The following is a 22,009-nucleotide window of genomic DNA, read 5'->3' as shown; positions in this document are numbered from 1 at the left end:
AAATGATGGCTCCCGACCAGAAGGCTGCTCCCGAACTTGATGCGGAAACGGTGGCCGCTGGCTTCGGGATCCCTGCAGAAGATGTCCGCAGGCTCATGAAGGCCGGTGAAATCACGGGCAAGCTCTACCTGGGTCAGGGGGAGGATGAAGGTTCCTACGCCTATATCCTCTTTCATCAGAACTCGAAGCTGACCTTGATCCTGAGCGAGGATGGAACGGTCCTCAAACGCTCGCGGATCAATTTCGGGGATCGTCCCCTGCCCGGTTCCTTGCGCAACGCGCCTCCACCGGATGGGACCAGCCGCCGCTAGACTTCGGTTGCAGCGATCCTGTCCTGCCGTTTCGCAGATTCCCTGACCACGAGCAGAGGCTTGAGGCTGGGTGGGGGAGAGAGCTTGCGGGAGGCTTCGTCGCCGATCATGGAAATGATCCGCGTCATCACCGTTTCCCCCGTCGCCTCGCTGAAGACGTCAACGGTCGTCAGGGATGGGGACACGTAGCGGCTGGTCGGAATGTTGTCGATGCCAGCCACTGCCACGTCCTGGGGAATCTTGAACCCCAGGGACCGGGCTTCCGTCATGAAGCCGATGGCCACAAGGTCGTTGCAGCCGATCACGGCTTGCGGCCTGTCCGGCCGCAACAACACGCGGGCTGCCACCTGTTCCCCGGCTTCGCTTGTCGGAGCTTCCGCGTCGAATTCCATCAACTCGACACCGGCGGCATCGAGAACGTCATGCAGACCGCGCAGGCGTTCCGCGTTCCAGGCGGCACGGCCGTAGCCGACATATCCGATCCGGGTGAAGCCCTGCTGCACGAGATAGCCAGCCAGGAGGGACGCGACTTCGACGCTGTCCATGCCGACGCAAACGACCCCCTGCCGCTCCGGCTGGCCGAGGAAGACCACGGGTTTGTTCAAGCCTGCAAGCCAGTCCACCACATCTGCCGGAATACGGGAACTGACGATAAGGCCGTCGGTCCGCAGGGCAAGCGGCTCGAGCATTTCCCGTACGCCGGTGCCCTTCTCCTCCAGATCGACGACAAGAAGATTGTAGTCATTGGCCAGAGCGACCCGGTTCGCACCCTTCATGACATTGGCATAATGCGGGTTGGCGATGTCCATGACCGCCAGACCGATGGCTGTGGTCTTTCCGGTCACCATGCTGCGGGCCGCTGGATTCTGGCTGTAACCAAGTTCCGCAATTGCGGACCGCAGCTTTTCTTCGACCGAGGCGGAGAAGGATTGCTGGCGGTTGATGAATTTAGAAACGGTGGCAATAGACACACCAGCCGCTTCAGCGACATCCCGGATCGTTGCGGTCTTGCGTGAGCTCATGGCTGGTTAAACGATTTCCTCTTCCCAAGTCTTCTGGTTGTAACGTGCTCAATCGGCGCTGGCAACAAGCCGCTGAAACTTCCGTATTTTTCGCACGGTTCGCCGAGATTTGGGAACTTGCCCCTTGCGAGTGATAATTATATTACAAAATTTGATTTTGCGGCGCACAAAACATCTAGTTAAGCGTTTACTTGAATTTTGTTTTTCCGCGTCCTATAGTCCGGTCACCGTCTGGGAGGGAGGCCATCAATTGTCGCGGGTTTCTGCGCTTTTTGTGGCGAATGTCTGGATGGCCGATTGTGGAGGAACTCTATGAAAACGATTTGCACGGCTGCATCCGCAGCCCTGATGACTTTTGCGCTTGCATCGACCGCCCTGGCCTCTGATCCGCTGAAGGTCTGGATGCGCTATGGTGACAACGAGAAGAACGTTCTCGATCAGATCACCAAGGATTTCACGGCAAAGACCGGCGTCGAGATCGATCTCTTCCTGGCCAATACGGACTTTGAAACCCGTCTTGCGCGCGCCGCCGTCGGTGGCTCCCTGCCGGATGTGGTGGTCAATGATGCCACCGCCATGGGTCAGATGCTGGATATGGGTATCCTCAAGGAAGTGGATCGCTCCGCCGTTCAGGGAGGCGATCAGCTTTATGATGTGGCCTGGCAGAGCGTTCAGGCGCAGGATGGCAAGTTCTATGGTGTTCCGACCTCCGCTCAGGCCTTCGCCGTCTTCATCCGCAAGGACTGGCGCGAGAAGCTGGGCTATGACGTACCCAAGACCTGGGACGAACTTGCCGAACTGGCAAAGGCCTTCACCGAGAAGGATCCGGACGGCAATGGCAAGGCAGATACCTATGGCTATGTCATGCCGGTCTCCGCGACCCGTGGCTATGCGTCCTGGTTCCTCTCCGATCTGATCTGGCAGGCTGGTGGTGATTTTCTCGCCAAGAAGGACAATGGCTACACGTCGTCTCTTGCTACGCCCGAAGTGGAAAAGGCCGTCTCCTTTGCCCGTGACATGATCTGTAACGGCTATGCCCAGCCGTCTGCGATCACCGCAACCACGGGTGATGCAACGCCGGTCTTCAGTTCTGGTCAGGCGGGCATCTATCGCTCCGGCCCCTATCACCTTGCTCCCTTCAGCAAGGAGCCGGGCCGTGACAAGATTGAGGTCATTGCTCCGCCGGCCGGTCCGGCAGGTCAGGCAGAGCTGGCCGAAGGCGAAGCCGCTTTCATCACCGTATCCTCAACGCAGGATGATGCCGCCCGCCAGTTCATCGAGTATCTGATCTCTGCGGAAGGCCAGCAGACCGGTATGGCCGTTGGTATCGACTCCAGCCCGATCGTCCGCCTGCCGGTCAACAAGACCGTCAATGTTGCCGAAATCCAGCCGGACAAGGCATGGGCGACCTATGCAGATCTCTACGGCAAGAGCGGTCACTATTTCCCGCGCGTTCCGAACTGGAAGCCGATCCGTCAGCTGACGGCCGACGGCTTCAACAAGATCCTCTCGGACTGCTCTTCGGACATTGCAGCAGGTCTCGCCGCCACGGACGAAACCGTCAATGTCGAACTCGCCAATCAGGGCGTGAAGGCCGACTGATCTCCCCTCCCAAGGCAAGAATGCCGCTGGCAGGCGCCTGTATGGGGCCTGCCGGTGGTGCCCGGTGTGTCTCGCTGCCAGGTCTCCCGGCGGCTCAAGGATAAAGCTATGAGCATCGAACCGAAGCGCTGGAGATGGACCATTCCATGGTTGTTTCTGGCCCCTGCCCTGATCTTCTTCACCTGGTTCAAATTCGTGCCCATCCTCAAGGGCCTGATCATGAGCTTCTATCAGGTGAAATTCATCGGGGCGGACAGATGGGTCGGTCTTGCGAATTTCGAGCGTGCCCTGACAGACAGCGCATTGGGCGCGGCCGCCCTGAATACCTTGATCTATGTGTTTTCGACGACGATCGCCGGAGGACTTCTGGCCTTTGCCGTTGCGCTCATTCTTGAGGGACAAGCGCTTCACATCCGTATCATCCGGACGGCGATTTTCTTTCCGGCAGTGACCTCTGTGGCCGTCTTGGCCGAGGTCTGGCGCATTCTGTTTTATCCGGCGCAAACCGGCGTTGTGAACAGCATTCTCGGCCTGTTCGGAGCTGATCCCCAAGGGTTCATGTCCGATCCAAACCAAGCGCTTTTCGTGGTCATCCTGCTGCAGGTCTGGAAGAACATTCCCTACAGCATGGTGATCTTCATTGCAGGCCTCGCCGGCATCAACCGCGAACTCTATGACGCTGCGGATGTGGACGGTGCAAGTCCGCTGCGCAAGCTCTGGCACGTCACCATTCCGGGTCTGGTTCCCGCGTTCTCCGTGGTGATCATGCTGTCCTTCATCCGTGGCTTCCGTGTCTTCACCGAGATCTACACCACGACGGGTGGCGGGCCGGCAGGATCGACCGAAGTTATCATGACCAGCATCTTCAAGACCGGATTTGAACGGCTGGATTACGGCTATGCCGCCGCTGTTTCCTTCATGCTCTTCACATTCACCGTTGGCCTGACGGTGGCGCATGTCGCCATCAAGAACCGCTTTTCCAGAACGTGAGGCCGCACCAATGAAGACGACCTTCCCTCAAAAGCTGGCCCGGGGCGCCGTCTATGCCCTTCTGCTGATCGTGTTTTGCGGTCCGTTCTGGGGCATCCTGGCGACCGCTTTCAGCAAGACCACTGTTCAGCCGGGACAACTGCTGATCTGGCCGGACCAGCCGACCTTCGATCACTTCATTTATGCCTGGACCGAGGTCAAGGCGTGGATCTACCTCTTCAATTCCCTGCTGGTGGTTGCCATCGGCACCGTGCTGCAAACCACGGTCAGTGCGCTGGCGGCCTATGCGCTGGCCCGCAAGAAGTTCCGTGGTGCCGCCTTCATCAGCCTTGCGATCCTGTCGACCATGATGCTGCCGGATGAAGTCATCTCGATCCCGCTCTATCTCATCCTGCACCAGAAGCTCCCGCTCCTGGGCGTGTCGATCTACAATTCCTATGCGGCGCTTATCCTGCCACTGGTCGGCTGGGCCTTCTCGGTGTTCCTGCTGACAGAATTCATGAAGGCTGTGCCGCGGGACCTGGAGGATGCGGCCCGTGTCGACGGAGCCAATGAAATCCAGATTTTCCTGAAGGTCATCGTGCCGCTGGTCAAACCTGCGCTCGGGACAACCACGATCTTCGGGTTCCTCATGATCTGGGATCAGTACCTGCTGCCGCTCATCGCCGTTGATGACCGCAGTCTCTACACCATTCCCGTCGTCCTGCGCTCTCTCCGGGTCGATGAGATCATGCAGCAGAACATCTTCATTGCCGTCACGGTCATCGCCACCGTGCCCTGCATCGTCGTCTATCTCCTGCTTCAGAAGCAATTCAACCGCGGCCTCATGTCTGGCGCGGTCAAGGGCTGAAGCACGAAAGGTTCAGGTGAAACCCATGGGTTCAGTTAGTCTCAAGAATGTCAGCAAGTCCTTTGGCGCGGTGAAGGTCATTCACGACGTCTCCCTGGAGATCGAAGAAGGCGAGTTCTGCGTGCTCATCGGCCCGAGCGGCTCCGGCAAGTCGACGCTTCTGCGGATCATCGCAGGCCTTGAGGACGTCAGCGCCGGCAATATTTCCATCGGGGACCGGCAGGTCACGGACTTGCCGCCCAAGCACCGCGATATCGCGATGGTGTTCCAGACCTACGCGCTCTATCCGCAGATGACCGTGCGCGAGAACATGGGCTTTGCCCTCAAGCTGGCGGGCATGCCCAAGGCGGAGATAAACGCAAAGGTGACGGACGTGGCCCGGATGCTGGAACTTGACCAGCTTCTGGAGCGGCTGCCCAAGGAACTGTCCGGCGGCCAGCGCCAGCGTGTCTCCATGGGCCGGGCGATCGTCCGCAATCCTTCCGTGTTCCTGTTCGATGAACCGCTCTCCAATCTGGATGCAAAGCTGCGTGTGCAGGTGCGCGGCGAGATCGCCGACCTCCATCGCCGCCTCCAGACAACCTCTGTTTATGTCACGCACGATCAGGTGGAGGCCATGACGCTTGGCCAGAAGATCGTGGTTCTGAAGGATGGGCGCGTGGAACAGGTCGGCCGTCCGCTGGAACTCTATGATGATCCGGTCAATACGTTCGTCGCCAGCTTCCTCGGTACGCCGTCCATCAATCTGATTGAGGCGGACGTGACAGGGGCCAGTGATGCGTGTGCTGCCCGTCTTCCTGACGGCACCGAGGTAAAGCTCGGCAAGAACAACGGCTGTATGCCTGGGCAGAAGATCTTTTTCGGGATCCGGCCGGAACATGCCCGCCTGTCTCTGGAGGATCAGCCAGGGGCCATTCGTGCCCGGATCCATGCCGTCGAGAACACTGGCTCGGACATGGTCATCCTGAATGAGGCTGAGGGGTTCCGGATCACGGCCGCCTTCAAGGAGCAACGGGCGCTGGAACCTGGTGCCTCCGTCAGCATTCTACCCGATCCGGCCAAGATCCGGATCTTTGACGCTGCGACCGGCAAGCGGATCCGCCGCGGCGAAGACGCCTGACCTGACTGACCTTGCAGACCGCTAGCGGTCGGAATTTCCCATTTGGAAGACCTAGATGTTTCAAGACGCGATGAAAGTCGAGCGCCTGCTCGAAGGGCTGATCAGCACCAAGGACTGGAAGCCCTTTCCCGGGATCGAAAGCCGGGACCAGTGGGAAAAAGCCGCAAATGACCCTCGCCTGTCCCTGCAGGTTCAGGCCATCCGCGCCTATGCGGATGAGATCCTGAACGGGGACATCGATCCGCTCACCGGCACGATGTACATGAGCTTCATGACCACGGGTGACCGGCTTGTCTATGAGGAAAACTACTTCCGCCGCCGCTATGAACTCTCCCATCTGGTGATCGCCGAATGCCTGAGCGCGCAGGGCACCTATCTCGACCGGATCATCGACTATGTCTGGGCCATCCTCGGAGAGGTGACATGGTGTGTGCCGGCGCATAACTTTGCTGGTGAGCACGAGATGGTGATGTTCAAGGAGGGCAATCCCTGGAAGGCGGATGACCCGATGCCGGTTCCTGGCGACGATTATCTGGACCTCTTTGCCTGTGAGACTGCAGCGACCCTTGCGGAAACCTGCTATCTGCTCCGGTCGGTACTCCTGGAAAAGTGCCCTGCCCTTTATCACCGGATCCATCAGGAAGTTGACCGGCGGGCCTTGCAGTTGCTCGAGGGGCCGAAGCTTTATGGCTGGTATCTGGGCCGTAACAACTGGACGGCCTGGTGCGCTCACAACCTGCTTCTGACCGCCTGTTATGTGGTTGAGGACAAGTCCCGCCTGACAAGCATCGCGGCGAAGCTCATGGTGCCGATGCAGCGCTTCTTCGACACGATCGAGGACAGTGGCAGCTGCATTGAGGGCCCCAGCTACTGGATGGTCAGTGCGGGCCGTCTCGCCGCTTTCACCGATCTGGTCGAGACCCGGTTCCAGATGGATCTGCGCTCAGACAAGAACCAGAAGTTCCGGAACTTCGGCGAACATATCGCGCCGCTGCATATCGGGGAGAACCGGTTCGTCAACTTCGCTGACGGAAGCCTCAAGATCGACTTCGATCACGGTCTGATCAGCCGCTATGCGCTGAAGATCGGTTCAGAACCTTTGGCAAGCCTCGTCTGGAAGGACGTGGAGCGGGTGGCAAGGCGCAAGCTTGGCCGGTCTGCGAAGGCGCGTGGCCACAATGAATATGCCCGGCAATTCCTCATTCACCTGACCCGGCTTCTGTTCTGGACACCGGATCTGCCATCGGACGGCGAACATGTCTGCGAAAGGAGCGTCTGGCTGCCGGACATGCAGGTGATGATTGCGCGGCAGAGCTCAACCCCTGGCGAAGGCGTCATGCTCAGCGCGATTGCCGGCAGCAACGATCTCCACATCAACCACCATTCCCACAATGATGTTGGGCACTTCAGTGTCTATCTGGATGGGGAGCCGATGGTCATCGATCTCGGGCAAGGCGCCTATTCCAAGGCGACCTTCACCGACAAGCGCTATGACATGTGGCACATCAGTTCCGAGGGGCACAACGTTCCGGAGGCCAATGGCTTGCGTCAGCGGGCGGGCATTGGCTCTGAAGCCCGCGATGTCCTTTACGCCCACGAAGGGCAGACAAGTGTCCTGAGCCTTGATGCAAGTCCCGCCTATTTTGAGGCTCCCGGCGCACGATCCTTGAACCGCAAGATCAGCTTCAATCATGACACGGGTGAAATTGTCATCGAGGATGAGATTGATCTGGGAGAACCACTGGAAAGCCTTCTCCTGCCGGTTCACGTCCGCAATTGTCCTGTGTCCGTCGGTGATGATGGCTCCTGCCGCGTGCAGGGCTCAAGCAAGGCGTTGATCTTTGCCGCTGACAATCTGGCCGTGGAGAGTGTCGAAACAATCACGATCACCGATCCGCGTCATCTGGAGGTCTGGGGAGATCAGATCCTCCGGATCAGGTTCGCCGGGCAGGATCTGGCACATCCTCGTTTCACGCTGCGGATCCGCGCTGAAGCCTGACCATCTCTTGAAACTAAGTCAGCCTGTTCAATGACAAACACAGGCCGGCTTAGTTCTCATGTGAGCTTCGGGGCCGTTCATATTGCCGGGAATCAGGGCGCATGGAGCGGCAGATCTTCTGCGCTCACGACCAGCCCTTGAGGGCGCGGCCCGAGTAGTAGCTCGGGGTCGTTGCGCGGTAGAGCGGGATGGTTGCAGCGCCCAGGTGAGGTTTGTCGCTCAGACCTGAAAGCCGGATTTCCGGCGGCTCCACGTGAAAGTCTTCGCCCAGAATGTCCAGCGATCCGAGATGCTGAACGAAATGGCGGAGGATCCAGTCCGGCAAGGAGCCACCAAAGACGATTGCACTAGGATCGAGTGTTCTGGCGACGGTCAGGGACAGGCTGCGTAGCTGATCAGTTGCGCGATCTAGCCATTCCCGCATGCCCGGGTAGTCTCGGAAACTCTCATCGATTTCACGCAGGCGGTGAATTTCCACCCCTGTGCCTGAAAGAAGATTACAAAGATCCTGGCCAGAAGGACGCGGATGAGATTTCGGGAAAAGACCGCCGAATTCCCCCGCATTGCGGTTTGTCCCCCGGTAGAGCTGTCGCTGGACGACCACTGCGCCGCCGATACCATAGGTCAGCCAGATCATCACAAAGTTGCGAAGGTTGCGCCCGGCTCCATAGTAAAGTTCCGACAAGATGGCTGCCTTGCCATCGTTTTCGTGGAAAACCGGCATTCCAAACAGGGGTTCGAAGTCGGCGTTCACATCGACATCGTGCCAGCCCGCAAATTGCGGGATCTGAAAGACATGGCCCGGATTGCGCGAAAAATGGCCGGGAAAGGATAGCCCGCAGCCCAACAGCCTGTCCTTGTCGATTCCGGCTTTTTTGATCACCTTTCGAACTGCAGGTACAGCCAGGCCCATAATGTGGTTGAAACTGTGATCGTCCAGTTCCTGGATATGTTCTGCCCGGATGTGTCCCTCGAGATCGGCAACACAGACACGAATGTCATCCGGGTTGAAGTAGACGCCTACAGTGAAGAGACCATCGGGGTTGAGCTTCACGGCGGTCTGTGGTTTGCCGCGGCCGTTTGGGGCTCGGGGCTCTGCTTCTTCCAGGATCAGGCCGTTATCGATAAGGCTGGATGTGAGGCGGGTCAGGGTCGGCGCAGAAACTTCCAGCTCACGGGCAAGCTCGCTGCGGGACAGTCCGCCTTGCCTCCGGAGCATTTCAATCACGCGGCGCTCATTATAACCCAGATTGATCAAACCGGTCCTCACAGCTTTTGATCCCTGTTTCCTCCACTAGCCGAGATCGGACGGCCAAGCACTCAAAATTTCATTTGTTACAATCAGGCATCATGGCTGGCAGCTTGTCAAACTTCTTATAAATCACATAATTTCAATAGCTTGCGCCGATTGTGACAGTTTCGTGAATATCTGCTTGACTTATTTACTTACATAACAAAACTTATTGGCAGCCTTTCATCCGGCAGATCCGATCAATGACAAAAACGACAAGCGGATCGGGATGGAGAGCAGGGAACCAACAGTGATGGGAGTTCAAAATGAGCAACTTCAAGAAAATCCGCACCGCGGCAGCGCTGACCGCTGTCCTTCTCAGCACCACGTCCTATGCCATGGCCGATGGCACCGTCGTTGTCTATTCCGCAGCGCCGCAGCAGCTGATGGACGAGCTTCTGCCGCTGTTTGAAGCAAAGACCGGTACCAAGGTTGAACTCATCAAGGCGGGTTCCGGCGAGCTGATGAACCGCCTGAAGGCCGAGGCCGACAAGCCGGCAGGCGACGTGATCTGGAGCGTTGATGGTACCGTCATCGACTTCTCCGCAACGCTTTTCGAGCCCTATGAGCCGAAGGAAGCTGCCTCGATCAATCCCAAGTTCACGCCGAGCAAGAACTGGGTTCCGTTTACCGCAGTGGTCACCGCTTTCATCGTCAATGAAGATGCGCTCAAGGGCGCTCCGGTTCCCACCTCCTGGGCCGACCTTGCCAAGCCTGAATATAAGGGCCTGATTTCTTCTGCCCGCGTCGACAAGTCGGGCTCCGCCTATATTCAGCTGGCGACTGTGCTGCAGGACTTCCCGACCGAGGAAGAAGGCTGGGCTGTCTACAAAGGCCTTCTGACCAACTCTGTCCTGTCCGCCTCCTCCGGCGCGGTGCCGCGCTTCGTCAATGACGGGGAACAGGCCGTCGGTATCACTCTGGAAGACGCTGCCCTGCGCTACAAGATTGGCGGCGCCAATGTGAAGATCGTCTATCCGAGCGAGGGCACGGCCATTGCCCCGGACGGAATGGCGCTGGTGAAGGGCGCGCCGAATTCTGAAAACGGCAAGGCTTTCATTGACTTCATCGTTTCCAAGGAAGCACAGGCTGCTGTTGCCAAGGCCGGACGCCGTCCGATCCGTACGGATGTTGCCTCCAATGAAGAGCTGGTCCCGCTCGATCAGGTTCCTGACGCGGAATATGACTTCGCCTGGGCCGCAGACAACCGCGCACGCCTGCTCGAAGCCTGGAACGACCTGCTTCTCGACCTGGAATAACCCTGACTCTGGGGTCCCCTGGAACGGGGATGGCCTGCTCATGGCTATCCCCGTCTTTTTCCTGAAAAATCAAATGAATTGCCCGCACCGGGCAAACGGAGTCCCTTTGCATGGCCGCTGTCGAGATTTCGAACATCCGCAAGAGCTACGGCGACGTTCTTGCCCTGTCAGGCATCAACATCTCGATCCCCTCCGGATCCTTCTTCACTCTGCTCGGGCCAAGCGGCTGCGGCAAGACCACCCTTCTGCGCACGATTGCGGGCTTCCATCAGCAGGACAGTGGCGGCATCAGCGTTGAAGATCAGGCCATCGAGCACATGCCCGCTCACAAGCGTGATGTCGGCATGGTGTTTCAGGACTATGCCGTCTTCCCGCATATCAGCGTCTACGACAACATCGCCTTCGGCCTGAAGCAGCGCAAGATCGCCAAGAGCGAGATCGCCGCGCGGGTTGGCAAGATCCTGGATGTGGTTCAGCTCACCCCCTACGCAGCGCGCATGCCGCACGAACTCTCCGGCGGCCAGCAGCAGCGCGTGGGTCTGGCCCGGGCGCTCGTCATCAATCCCAAGGTTCTCCTCATGGATGAGCCTCTCTCGAATCTGGATGCCAAGCTGCGCGTGGACCTGCGCCGGGAAATCCGCTCCATCCAGCAGTCGATGAACATGACCACGGTCTACGTGACCCATGACCAGGAAGAGGCGCTGGCGATGTCCGATATCGTCTGCGTCATGTTCGGCGGTATCATCCAGCAGGCTGCCGCGCCCTGGGAGGTCTACAACAATCCGTCCAACCGCTTCGTGGCATCCTTTGTCGGCGCGAACAACTTCCTTGGCCTATCGCTGTCTGGCGCCGGTGCCAGCATTGCCGGACTGGCTGTTAACCTGCCGCAGGCGGCGTCGCTGAAGGCTGGCGAGACCGTTGTCGCAGCCATCCGGCCGGAATTCATTTCCATCAATCCGGAAAGTATTGCACCGGACACGGTGACCTTGAAGGCAAAAATCCGGCAGGTCAGCTTCACGGGCCGCGAGCTGACGGTTGCTGCCGTCCTGCCCTCCGGTGAAGAAATCGAAGCCATCACCGCGCCGTCAGAAAGCGTGCTGGCCCTTCACACGAATGACGAGGTTACCCTCGCCTTCCCGGCCAGCAAGGTTCAGCTCTTTGCAGATGGTGTCACGGGAGCACGGCTGTCATGACAATTCTTGCCATGTCCCCTCTGGCGGGAAAACTGCGCATGCCGGGTTTCTGGACGGTCGTGACCGTACTGGCCGTGCTGTTGCTTGCCGTTTTCCTGATCCTGCCAATCCTCAATGTTTTCGCCATCAGCTTCTTTGATGCGAAATCCGGCGAACTCGGCATATCCAACTACATTCAGGTCTTCTCGCGCCGGTATTACACCACGGCACTCTGGAACACGTTGATGATCGGTGTTCTGGGCATGCTTGGAGCCTGCCTGATCGGTGTACCGCTTGCGTTCTGCACGTCTCGGTACCGCATTCGTGGCCGGGCCGTGATCGCGACCTTTGCCGTGCTTGTGCTGTGCGCCCCACCCTTCATCGGGGCCTATGCCTGGATCATGCTGTTCGGCTCGAACGGTGCCGTGACCAATTTTCTGGAGCAGTTCGGCGTCAACGTTCCCACGATCTACGGCATACCCGGCATCGTTCTGGTCTTCAGCCTGAAGTTCTTCCCCTACATCTATCTGATGACTGAAAATGCGCTGAACACGATCAACAAGTCGTTTGAGGATGCGGCGGAAAACCTTGGCTGCACCGCTTTCGAGCGGTTCATGAAGGTGACCCTACCGCTGGTTTTCCCGGCGGTCAGCACCGGTGCAATCATCTGCTTCGTCCTGTCGATCGCGGATTTCGGCACCCCGGCGATCCTGGGACAGGGCGTGCGGACACTCTCGACCATTGCCTATTCGCAATACACTTCCGAGATGGCCGGAACCCCGACGATGGCGGTCACCATTTCCATGGTCATGATCGCGATTTCCATGGGTGCCCTGCTGCTTCAGCGCCGCATCCTGGCAAAGCGCCGCTATGCGGGCGCCATGACCAACCGGCCGGTCAAGAAGTCGATGTCGCCTTCGAAGTCGATGCTGGTGCACGGGTTCTGCTACTTCGTGGTTTTCATCGCCATGCTGCCGTCCTTCACCGTGGTCTATACCTCGTTCCTGGCCACCAATGGTCCGGTCTTCACGGGCGGCTTCGGTCTAGACAGCTATGCACGCATCCTGCGGGATTCCCCGGCCGCAATCACCAACAGCTTCCTCTTTGCCCTGGCGGCAGTGGTGCTGATCGCGATCGTCTCGGGTCTCCTGTCTTTCATCGTGGTGCGGCGGGACAATCTGGTCGCAGGCTCGCTCGATCTCCTGCTCATGGTTCCTTACCTGATCCCGGGCATTGTCATGGCGATCGGTTATGTTGCGACTTTCCGCCATCCGCCGTTCGATATCACTGGAACGGCGCTGATCATCGTGCTGATCGTCTTTATCCGGCGTCTGCCCTACGGGGTTCGCTCGACCACATCGATCCTGCGCCAGATCAAGCCTTCAATCGAGGAAGCGGCCGTCAATCTGGGGGCATCTCCTGCCAAGACCTTCACCTCCGTGACGGTCCCGCTGATGATGCCGGGACTAATCATTGGGTCGTTGATGAGCTTCATCACCGCGATCAATGAACTGTCCTCGACCCTGATCCTCTACACCTCGAAGACCATCACCATGCCGGTGCTGATCTACATTCAGGTGATCGACGGCGAATTCGGAACGGCCGCAGCGCTTTCGACAGTGCTGTTGCTCAGCACGGGCCTGTGTGTCTTCGCTGTCTTCCGCATGTCGGAAAGCAAGGAATCTGCTTTCGTCTGATCGCGAAGGCCTCTCAGTCTCCCCGCCTGGTTCTCTGGTGCAGCGCGCCGGGCGGGGACAACGTGTCTTGAAGGAATGCCCATGAACATCGAGGCGATCTCGCGTTCAAAATACAAGACCGGCAATCGGCCGGGCGACGATTTGATCTTGATTGAGCCGGATCAGGTGCTGGCCGTCTTTGACGGCGCGACGGATCCGACGGGCGCGGATTATCAGGGGGAAAGTTCCGGCCGGATTGCTGCTCGTGCAGCTGCCCGCTGCATTTCGGACTTGCGGGCAAAGAACGCCCTCGACACCGGAAGCGCAGGCTCGATCTTCCAGGCGATCAGCGATGCCGTTAAAGCTGCAGCGGAGGATTGCCGGATCGCGCATCCGCCCTCAACGACTGCCGCTATTGCCGTGAAGGGCAAGGACAGTGTCCGCATTCTGGCGCTCGGTGACACGGGTGTACGCATCAATGGAAAGTCGGTCTATCAGCATCACAAGATCATCGACACGGTCAGCACTGCTGCGCGCATTTCCGTCTTCAAAACCCTGACGTCCCGGATGGGCGTGACGGATGAAGCCGAATATGCGACCCGGCGCACGATCTTTCTGGGGCTGGCAGCTTCCATTGACGAGGGGCGGTTGAACCAGGAGGAATCCTCCGAAGCCATGGAAGCGGCTGCACGCGCCTCCGGGCTGGACCTGGGGCTTATTGCCGACTTCCTGATGGGCGGCATCCGCACCCAGTTCCACTATGCCAATGCGCACCACCAGCTGGGCTATGCCTCCTTGAACGGCAGCGCAGTCCTGAGCGAAGGCGTGACGGACATCCGCCTGCCCGTTGGTGAAATCGAAACCATCGAGATCTTCTCCGACGGATATGTTTCCATTCCCAGCACTGGTGCGACCTGTGCTGACTGGGAAGCCGAGTTTGCCCGTGTCGAGCAGGCCGATTTTCACAAGACGGGTCTTTTCCCGGCGGTCAAAGGCTCGACATCGGTCGAGACCTGCGATGACCGTACGGTGATTTCAGCAAGCTTCTAGGATGGCACTCAGGCTAGGAGGGACAGCGGTCAACCCGCTGTCCAGCCCCCCTCGGTGGCCTTGCTGAGAAGTGGCGTTGAGAAGCAGCTGCGGATCCGGTCCTGGAATGGAGCCAGGGCCGGGTTTTCCCGCCAACGGTTTGATTGCAGCATGGCCGCGCCGATGACGACTGGCTCCAGATCCTGCTTTTTCAGCAAGTCCAGACCGGCGCAGATCGAAGTGCCGCTGGAGATCACATCGTCCACCAGAGCGATCCGGCGCCCTTCAAGCAGTGGCAGCATGCGCGGGTCCACATAGAGGCGTTTGATCTGGTCGGGCGTGGTGATGGACGACAGGGGAACCGACAGTTCCTCCTCGTACCAGAACTTGCGCGAGGTGCCGAGCGGCACATAGCGGCTGTGGCCGAGCTTGCGGGCCACTTCCGCCGCCAGCGCCAGGCCAAGGGTAGGCAACCCCGCCACCACGTCCGGCTCAAACGGCGCGAGTTTCCGGGCGAGGATCTCAGCGAGTACCTCCAGCACATCAAAGCTTGCCTGATTGATGATGATGGAGGCCAGTGCATGCTCTCCGTCCGCCAGAGGCCGGATCGGCAGGCAGAGCTGGCGGCCATCTTCCAGAGTGACCGGAAAGAAGCGGTCATGGCTCATGCTGTCATCGAAGCTCTGAGCAGGAAGAAGCTCCTGCCAGAATTCGTGCGGCGCAGCTGGAGGCGTGTTGTGGCTCATTGGTTGGAAAGCTCCCGTTCCACCAGCCGGGTCCAGAACCGGACACCCGATCCGATGGCGTCATCGCAGAAATCATAGGCGGTGTTGTGATGGAGTGCTCCGTCGACAGCAGGGCCATTGCCGAGCCAGACGTAGCATCCCGGAGCCTCTGCACCGAAAAAGGCGAAGTCATCTCCTGCCGTCGACGGCGGGAAGTCCGTGCGTACCTTGCCGCCGAAAACGTCTGTGGCGGCACCAAGAGCACGCGCCGTTGCATCCGGATCATTGACCACGGGCGGAATGCGGCGCTTGAAGAAATACTCCGCCTTGATGCCGAACATGGCGGCGGTGCCTTCCGCAAGGCGGCGGATTTCCGTGTCGAGCTGGTCGCGCACAACGGGAGAATAGGCCCGGGCGGTGCCGCCGATCTCGACGAAATCTGGAATGACATTCAGCGCCTTCGGATCGCCAGCCTGAACCGAGCAGGCGCTGACCACGGAAGGCTGCAGCGGGTCGACAACCCGGCCCGGAATGGTCTGGAGTGACGTTAGGAAGACACCAGCGGCGGTCACCGGGTCGCGGCCAAGATGCGGCTTTGCCCCATGGGTGCCCGTGCCGCGGAAGGTGACGGTCCAACTGTCGGAGGACGCAAGCTGGGGCCCGGCGACAACGGCCATCTCGTCCGGATCCATGCCGGGCATGTTGTGAAGGCCATAGATCGCATCACAAGGAAAGAGGTCGAAAAGCCCCTCTTCCACCATGCGCTTGGCTCCACCCCTGCCCTCTTCCGCTGGCTGGAAGATAAAATGCACGGTGCCGGAAAAATCCCGGCTCTGGGCGAGTGCCCGGGCTGCGCCCAGCAACATGACCGTGTGGCCGTCATGGCCGCAGGCATGCATCTTTCCGGGCACCGTCGACTTGTAAGGCCGGTCTGCTGTTTCCGGCATGGCAAGCGCGTCCATGTCCGCTCTGAGCCCGATGGACCGTGTACCATTTCCGACCTGAAGGGAGCCCACAACACCGGTGCCGCCAAGGCCCCGGTGAACCTTGAGGCCCGCTTCCGCCAGCAGCCTTGCGACGATCGCGCTGGTGCGCTCTTCCTCGAAGCCGAGCTCCGGATGGGCATGCAGGTCATGGCGCAAGTCGCGCAGGAACGGCAGGTCGTCGTCGATCTTGCTCATGCGTAGATCCTTGGAAAAGAGCTTCTAATGGGCTGATACCAATTTCCGTCGCGGTCACCCCGGGCGAACATCGTGAGACCCGGGGCCCACTCGCAGTTCCTTTGCAAGAGAAGGATAGGCTTGGTCCTGTTCGACCCGGACAACCGTTCGTATCCTTGCAGAACATATGCGCTCTGCGAATGAGTTGGCCCCGGATCTCCGGCTTCGCCTGCGTCCGGGGTGACAGTCGAGGGGGCTATTGCCTTCACAGATCGCATCAGCCCAGAATTTCCAGAATGGGTGATGTGAGGACTTGGCCGGTTGCCACATCGGCGATGCCAAGATCCGTCTGGTGCGGGCCAGCGTTGCAGGCGAGCGTCGCGCCGAAACAGGCCTTGAACACCAGATAAGGCGGTTGCCAGCCGACAACCTGATCCATTGCATCCCGCAGGGCGGTGAATTGCCGCGCGACCACATCAAGCGGCTCTTCGGAGACGAGACCCGACACCACAAGCGGCAGCTTTGCCAGAACCTTGCCTTCAGAGACGACCGCCATGCCGCCGCCTGCCTCGATCACCGTATTGGCGGCCAGGGCGAGGTCTTCCGGCGATCCGCCAAAGACGGTCAGGTTGTGGCTGTCATGGGAAACGGTGGTCGCAAAGGCGCCGTTCCACCTGCCCCATTCGCGCAGGTACCCGACCTTGGGTTTGCCGTTGCCCAGACCATGACGGTTGCAGACGGCAATCAGGGTTGCGCCTTCAGGCGGCTGGACAAAACCGTTTTCCGTTGTCGTCTCCGCTTCCCCCCAGCGGGTGAAACGGGGCCGGTCAATGGTGGCAACGCGCAGGCTTTGGCCTGCGCTGCGATTGCGGAAGTCATCCGGCTGGAGTGGCTGGAGCTTCACAGAGGCCCGGAAATCGCCCGGATCGGTCTTGCGTGAAGGTTCGGCCAGAACGCCATCCCTGGCAACGGGCATGCCGTTGACGATCACGGCGCGGGCTTCAAAGGCCTCAAGGTCTCGGAAGATGATCAGATCAGCCCGCTTACCGGCGGCAATGAGACCAAGGTCTTCGCGGCCGAACCGGCGCGCTCCATTCAAGGTGGCTGCCTGCAAGGCCCATTCCGGCTTCAGGCCATAGCGCACCAGACGGCGGACGACATCGTCCAGACCGCCGTCGCAGGCAAGGTCATCGGGAAATACGTCGTCCGTGCAGAGGGTGACGGTCTGAGGCAAATGGCCGAGCTGATTGAGTGCCTCAACGAACTCCGGCAGCAGATGGTCGTGAGATCCGCGCAATTCGATGGTCAGGCCTGCCCGCAGCTTGTCCATAAGGTCTTCGCCCGAGGTCAGCTCATGATCTGAGGTGACGCCAGCGGCCATGAAGGCGGCAAGGTCTGATCCCTTTAGACTGCGGGCATGGCCGCAGACGGGCTTACCGGCCGCTAGACCGGCCTGCACGATGGCGCTCATGCGGGGATCGCCGGAAATGACGCCGCGCATGTTCATGACTTCGGCAATGCCGCCTATTTCCGGCTTTGCCAGCAGATCCGCAATTACAGAGGCATCGAAATCCGCTCCGGCCTGTTCCAGGCCGGGGGCGGATGGCACGCAGGACGGCGCAAGTGTGATAACGCGCAGCTTGAGGTTTCGCGTGGCCTCAAGCGCGTAATCGACCCCGGCAACGCCGTGAACATTGCCGAACTCATGGGGGTCCCAGACAATGGTGGTCACACCGCGCGGCACGACTGCATCCGCATAGGTGGCCGGGGTGACCATCGAGCTTTCCACATGCATATGGGTGTCGATCAGGCCGGGCGTGACGAAGCTTCCGGTGGCATCAATGATCTCAGCTGCATCGGTCCGGCTGCCGGTGGCGTGTACGGAAGCGATCAGCGGCCCGGTGAGCCCTATGTCCGCAAGCCGCCGTTCTCCGGTCACCATGTCGATGACGGTGCCATTGACGATCAGCCGGTCAAACGGCGCATCGCCACGGGCGGCGGCGGAGGCCTTCAGGCGCAGGGTGCTATCGGCAAGATCGAAAGGTTCCTGAATGGAATCGGTCATGGTTTGGCTGCTTCCCGTTCAAGAGCGCCCAGAATAAGGGCCTTCACCGCGTCTGTGTCGCAGGAGGCTGCATAGGCTGCGTTGAATCTGGCGTGGGTGGCGCGGGTCTCCACCACGGTCCGACCACGGGTTAGGGAACCGGCGGTTTCAACGGCGATGTGGGCGGCTTCAAACCGGATGAGGTCTGGCCGTACAAAGGCTGCTGCTGCGGCAGGGTCGTAAAGGGCCATGGCCGGGCGGCCCCGGCTGGTGGCAATCCCGATAAAGCCGTCCAGCATGTCGGCGATCAGGGCAGCGTTGCGCCCCCCTGCTCCACGAATGGGGACGCTATCGGCGGGAGATGCCAGGATCTGCCGGCAGAAGTCGAGATCAATCATTTTCACGGGCAGGTTCTGCGCGAAAACGATGGCCGCGGCTTCCGGATCGGCAAAGGCGTTGAATTCTGCAGAGGCCGTGTGGTTGCCCTTGGTCAACCCGCCGCCCATCCAGACGATTTCAGCGATCCTGTCTGCCAGATCAGGCCGAGCCAGAGCCAGGGCCGCGATATTGGTCAAGGGGCCAAGTGCGAGGATGCGGCGTGGTTCCGGGGTATTTTCCAGCCATGCACAGAGTGCCAGGAATGCGCCGTCTTCCGAACCCGGCAGAACGGACAGCTTGTCCTGGGGCACGGTGAGGCCCACGGTCGGAATGCCTGTTTCACCAAGGATCCGCTCGGCGGTTTCAAGTTCGCCCATGACTGGCAATGCGCGGCCCGCATGGATTGGAAACGTCCAGCCGAAGGCGGAGGCCGCACCGGCGGCATTGCGGCGCACTTGCTCCAGAGGCGTGTTGCCGAAGACAAGCGACAGGCCGTCCACGGTCAAGCCAGCATCAAGGACCGTCAGAATGGCCGCGATGTCGTCGAACCCCAGATCCGTATCGATCCAGATACCCATTGCGGCTCAGTCCATCTTCTGCAAGGGAGCCGCAGCTTCCGGCGGCAGGTCGAAGGCAAGCTCTGTGCCGAGCGCATAGGCAGGCAGCGCTGCATCCACTTCGGCCTTGACCGGTCCAAGGGGTGTTTCCAGGACATATTCCCGGCTGCTGCCCGCATAGGAAACGCCGCGGACGGTGCCCTTGTAGGGACCTGAACCAAGCGGAATGGAGCGCGGACGCCAGGCAAGACCGGCAGCCTGCGGCAACGGGCCAGACGCTTTCACCTCACCGGCAGGGCCGACGAGCATGCCGTCCTTCACGGCCGTAATGTTCTCGAAACCGACGAAGTCAGCCACGAAACTGGAAGCGGGCTGGTTGTAGATTTCTTCCGGTGTGCCGATCTGCTCGATCGCGCCATTGCGCATGACGACAATGCGGTCGGCCAGGGCGAGCGCTTCCACCTGATCGTGGGTGACGAAAATCATCGTCACGCCGCTTTCCTTCTGCACCCGCTGCAGTTCCGTGCGCATTTCCAGCCGCAGCCGGGCGTCCAGGTTGGAGAGCGGCTCGTCCAGCATCAGGACCTTGGGCTGCATGACCAGCGAGCGCGCCAGGGCGACACGCTGCTGCTGGCCGCCGGAAAGGTCGGGCGTCTTGCGTGCTGCAAAGTCGGAAAGACCAACGGTCTTGAGCCCTGCTTCGACCTTTTCAGTCAAGGCGGCGCCGGACATGCCCTGCAGGCGCAGGCCGAAGGCGACGTTTTCGAAGACGGTCAGATGCGGGAACAGGGCGTAGGACTGGAACACCAACCCGATCTCGCGCTTGTTGGCGGAGACACGGGTGATGTCCCGGCCGTCCAGCACGATCTTGCCGCTGCGCACGGGCATCAAGCCGGCGATGGAGCGCATGGTCGTGGTCTTGCCGCAGCCCGATGGGCCGAGCAGGGCGAGAAGTTCGCCCCGGTGAATGGAAAGGTCGAGGTTTTCGACGGCGGCCGTCTTGCCATAGGCGAGGGTCAGCTTTTCCAGCGTGAGATAGGTGGCGTCAGACATAGCGGGAGAACCCCAGGAAACGTTCGGCGGCAAAGACGATGCCGATGGACAGGAAAGCGAGAAGCGACGAAAGGGCGGCAATGGAAGGATCGAAGACGATCTCCATGTAGCCCAGCATGTCGATGGGCAGGGTGCGCACGCCCGGGCCGGACAGGAACAGGGACACCGGCACCTGGTTAAAGCTGGTCACGAAGCCCAGGATGAAGGCCGCAAGAATGCCGCCCCGGATGTTCGGCAGGACAACGCGGAAGAAGGCCCCGGCGCGGGAGGATCCGAGCAGGACAGCTGCTTCCTCCATATCCGAGCGCAGGTTGTTCAGGCTCGCCGATACGACGCGCACCGCATAGGGCAGCACCAGAGCCGTGTGGGCGATGAACAGCGCCAGGCTGATGGAAATGCCGAGCGGAATGACGAAGTAGCGCAGCAGGGCCAGGCCGACGATGATGCCGGGAACGATGATCGGCATGGAGACCATGAACCGCACAATCTCCGCACCCGGCAGCTTGTAGCGGGACATGGCATAGGCTGCCGGGATGCCGAGGATGAGCGCCGTCAGTGTGCCGCCGATCGCCAGGATCATCGAAGTGACGAAGCTTTGCTGGAAGCTTTCGACGGTGAAGACCTTCAGGATCCACTTGACCGAAAAGCCCTGCGGTGGAAAGGCCAGGGTGTCGCCCGCGGAAAAGGATGCGGCGACGATGATGAAGAAGGGGCCAATCAGAAAGATCAGCACCAGCGACAGGATGGACCAGGTGTAGAGCTTCTGGGTCATTTCGCGCTCCTCGCGCTGGCGATGCGGCGCAACAGAATATTCGCGGCGAAACTCATGGCGATCAGGATCAGGGCAATGATGCTGGCGGAGACAAAATTATTCGCCACGGTCACCTGCTGGTAAAGCAGGGTTTCCAGCATCAGGACCTTGGAGCCGCCGAGAATGGCCGGGGTGATGTAGGCGGTCAGGGAGCCGGTGAAGACAAGTGTTCCGCCGACGATCAGGCCTTCGCGGCTGAGCGGCAGGATGACCTTCCAGAAAACCTGGAACCAGTTGGCCCCCAGAACCCGTGCGGCGGGAACGGCATCGCGCGGCAGGTTCTCAAGGGCGCTGATCAGGGAGATGATCATGAGCGGCAGGAACAGCTGAAGGAGACCGATGAAGACGGCGGTCTCGGTGAAGAGGATGCGGACCGGCCCGTCCGTCAGACCGACAGCGGAAAGCGCCTGATTGATGATGCCGGTGCGTCCCAGAATGACGATCCAGGCATAGGTTCGCGCCACCGGCGAAATCATCAGCGGCAGTACGACGAGCCCGATCATCTTTCCCTTGCTGCTAGCCGGAAGCGTGACGATGGCATAGGCGGCTGCATAGCCGATGACGGCGGCCGCAAGGGTCACGGTCAGGCCCAGCTTCAGGGTCCGCAGGAACACGGCCTGATTGAGCGGCATGGAGAAGAAGTCGATATAGGCCTGGATGGTCCAGCCGTCGGCGGTCTTGAACCCTTCCGACAACAGCAGGGCGACCGGCACGAGAAAGACGACGGCGGCAAACACGGCTGCGGGCAGTGCCAGCGCAAGTGCTTCTGTCCGGTTCTGGAACATGTCGTTTTGCCTTCAAGAGGTTCTTTTAACGGCAGGACCAGAAGGCCACCGCTGATGAGGCGAGGCTGCTGCGGAGGGGTTGAGGGTGGGGTTCAACCCTTCCGCAGCACCTGTCCCTTCGGGCAGGAACTTGTCCTGCCCGAAGGGGGAACGGTCACCCGAAAGGCCTGCCAGA

Annotated in this window: 19 protein-coding genes; 10 read left to right on the top strand and 9 right to left on the bottom strand. The window is 60.1% G+C overall.

Going from position 1 to position 22,009, the window contains the following annotated elements; translation table 11 throughout:
- Positions 1–2 precede the first annotated feature (2 nt).
- Positions 3–311: a DUF6522 family protein gene (locus BUA94_RS19970; protein WP_073015119.1), complete on the top strand. Its 309-nt coding sequence runs from the start codon at positions 3–5 to the stop codon at positions 309–311.
- On the opposite strand, the gene BUA94_RS19965 is transcribed toward BUA94_RS19970, so the two are convergent.
- Positions 308–1,333, bottom strand: coding sequence for a LacI family DNA-binding transcriptional regulator (locus tag BUA94_RS19965; protein ID WP_073015118.1), 1,026 nt, complete (start codon positions 1,331–1,333; stop codon positions 308–310). The two genes, BUA94_RS19970 and BUA94_RS19965, sit on opposite strands and share 4 nt — an antisense overlap.
- Positions 1,334–1,645: 312 nt before the next feature.
- Between BUA94_RS19965 and BUA94_RS19960 the strand changes: the two genes are divergently transcribed.
- The 5 genes from BUA94_RS19960 (at position 1,646) to BUA94_RS19940 (ending at position 7,894) form a co-directional block, all read left to right on the top strand.
- Positions 1,646–2,935: an ABC transporter substrate-binding protein gene (locus BUA94_RS19960; protein ID WP_073015117.1), complete on the top strand. Its 1,290-nt coding sequence runs from the start codon at positions 1,646–1,648 to the stop codon at positions 2,933–2,935.
- Between the two features lie 108 nt (positions 2,936–3,043).
- Positions 3,044–3,925, top strand: a complete 882-nt coding sequence (locus BUA94_RS19955; RefSeq protein WP_073015116.1) for a carbohydrate ABC transporter permease — start codon at positions 3,044–3,046, stop codon at positions 3,923–3,925.
- Between the two features lie 10 nt (positions 3,926–3,935).
- The gene (locus tag BUA94_RS19950; RefSeq protein WP_073015115.1) at positions 3,936–4,775 is read left to right on the top strand and encodes a carbohydrate ABC transporter permease; all 840 of its coding nucleotides are present in this window, start codon (positions 3,936–3,938) and stop codon (positions 4,773–4,775) included.
- A 25-nt stretch (positions 4,776–4,800) separates the two neighbouring features.
- On the top strand, positions 4,801–5,895 hold the full coding sequence (locus BUA94_RS19945) for an ABC transporter ATP-binding protein (protein WP_073015114.1): 1,095 nt from the start codon (positions 4,801–4,803) through the stop codon (positions 5,893–5,895).
- 55 nt (positions 5,896–5,950) lie between these two features.
- Positions 5,951–7,894 carry a heparinase II/III domain-containing protein gene (locus tag BUA94_RS19940; RefSeq protein WP_084082147.1) on the top strand — a complete coding sequence of 648 codons (1,944 nt, stop codon included), beginning with the start codon at positions 5,951–5,953 and terminating at the stop codon, positions 7,892–7,894.
- A gap of 124 nt (positions 7,895–8,018) precedes the next feature.
- On the opposite strand, the gene BUA94_RS19935 is transcribed toward BUA94_RS19940, so the two are convergent.
- Positions 8,019–9,152 carry an ROK family transcriptional regulator gene (locus tag BUA94_RS19935; RefSeq protein WP_073015112.1) on the bottom strand — a complete coding sequence of 378 codons (1,134 nt, stop codon included), beginning with the start codon at positions 9,150–9,152 and terminating at the stop codon, positions 8,019–8,021.
- Between the two features lie 299 nt (positions 9,153–9,451).
- Between BUA94_RS19935 and BUA94_RS19930 the strand changes: the two genes are divergently transcribed.
- The 4 genes from BUA94_RS19930 to BUA94_RS19915 all read left to right on the top strand — a co-directional run bounded on the left by BUA94_RS19930 (position 9,452) and on the right by BUA94_RS19915 (position 14,342).
- Complete coding sequence (locus BUA94_RS19930; protein ID WP_073015111.1) at positions 9,452–10,444, top strand: ABC transporter substrate-binding protein; 993 nt, start codon at positions 9,452–9,454, stop codon at positions 10,442–10,444.
- A 110-nt stretch (positions 10,445–10,554) separates the two neighbouring features.
- Positions 10,555–11,637, top strand: coding sequence for an ABC transporter ATP-binding protein (locus BUA94_RS19925; protein WP_073015110.1), 1,083 nt, complete (start codon positions 10,555–10,557; stop codon positions 11,635–11,637).
- Positions 11,634–13,313 carry an ABC transporter permease gene (locus tag BUA94_RS19920; protein WP_073015109.1) on the top strand — a complete coding sequence of 560 codons (1,680 nt, stop codon included), beginning with the start codon at positions 11,634–11,636 and terminating at the stop codon, positions 13,311–13,313. The genes BUA94_RS19925 and BUA94_RS19920 overlap by 4 nt, the downstream gene beginning before the upstream one ends.
- Before the next feature lie 81 nt (positions 13,314–13,394).
- Complete coding sequence (locus BUA94_RS19915; RefSeq protein WP_073015108.1) at positions 13,395–14,342, top strand: protein phosphatase 2C domain-containing protein; 948 nt, start codon at positions 13,395–13,397, stop codon at positions 14,340–14,342.
- A gap of 29 nt (positions 14,343–14,371) precedes the next feature.
- On the opposite strand, the gene BUA94_RS19910 is transcribed toward BUA94_RS19915, so the two are convergent.
- The 7 genes from BUA94_RS19910 to BUA94_RS19880 form a co-directional block, all read right to left on the bottom strand.
- Positions 14,372–15,067, bottom strand: a complete 696-nt coding sequence (locus BUA94_RS19910) for a phosphoribosyltransferase (RefSeq protein ID WP_073015107.1) — start codon at positions 15,065–15,067, stop codon at positions 14,372–14,374.
- Positions 15,064–16,227 (bottom strand): M20 aminoacylase family protein, encoded by a 1,164-nt coding sequence (locus tag BUA94_RS19905; RefSeq protein ID WP_073015106.1) that lies wholly within the window; start codon positions 16,225–16,227, stop codon positions 15,064–15,066. Before BUA94_RS19905 ends, BUA94_RS19910 begins: the two co-directional genes overlap by 4 nt.
- A 256-nt stretch (positions 16,228–16,483) precedes the next feature.
- Positions 16,484–18,271, bottom strand: a complete 1,788-nt coding sequence (locus BUA94_RS19900) for an adenine deaminase (protein WP_073015105.1) — start codon at positions 18,269–18,271, stop codon at positions 16,484–16,486.
- Entirely contained in the window at positions 18,268–19,206 is a 939-nt protein-coding gene (locus BUA94_RS19895) for a nucleoside hydrolase (protein ID WP_073015104.1), read from the bottom strand. The genes BUA94_RS19900 and BUA94_RS19895 overlap by 4 nt, the downstream gene beginning before the upstream one ends.
- 6 nt (positions 19,207–19,212) lie before the next feature.
- Positions 19,213–20,238: an ABC transporter ATP-binding protein gene (locus BUA94_RS19890; RefSeq protein WP_073015103.1), complete on the bottom strand. Its 1,026-nt coding sequence runs from the start codon at positions 20,236–20,238 to the stop codon at positions 19,213–19,215.
- Complete coding sequence (locus BUA94_RS19885; RefSeq protein ID WP_073015102.1) at positions 20,231–21,010, bottom strand: ABC transporter permease; 780 nt, start codon at positions 21,008–21,010, stop codon at positions 20,231–20,233. Before BUA94_RS19885 ends, BUA94_RS19890 begins: the two co-directional genes overlap by 8 nt.
- Complete coding sequence (locus BUA94_RS19880; protein WP_073015101.1) at positions 21,007–21,834, bottom strand: ABC transporter permease; 828 nt, start codon at positions 21,832–21,834, stop codon at positions 21,007–21,009. Before BUA94_RS19880 ends, BUA94_RS19885 begins: the two co-directional genes overlap by 4 nt.
- Positions 21,835–22,009: the final 175 nt, after the last annotated feature.

The organism is Roseibium suaedae, from assembly GCF_900142725.1.
GTDB lineage: Bacteria > Pseudomonadota > Alphaproteobacteria > Rhizobiales > Stappiaceae > Roseibium > Roseibium suaedae.
The sequence above is the reverse complement of the archived record's forward strand: the minus strand, read 5'-3'. Positions and strand labels throughout refer to the sequence as shown.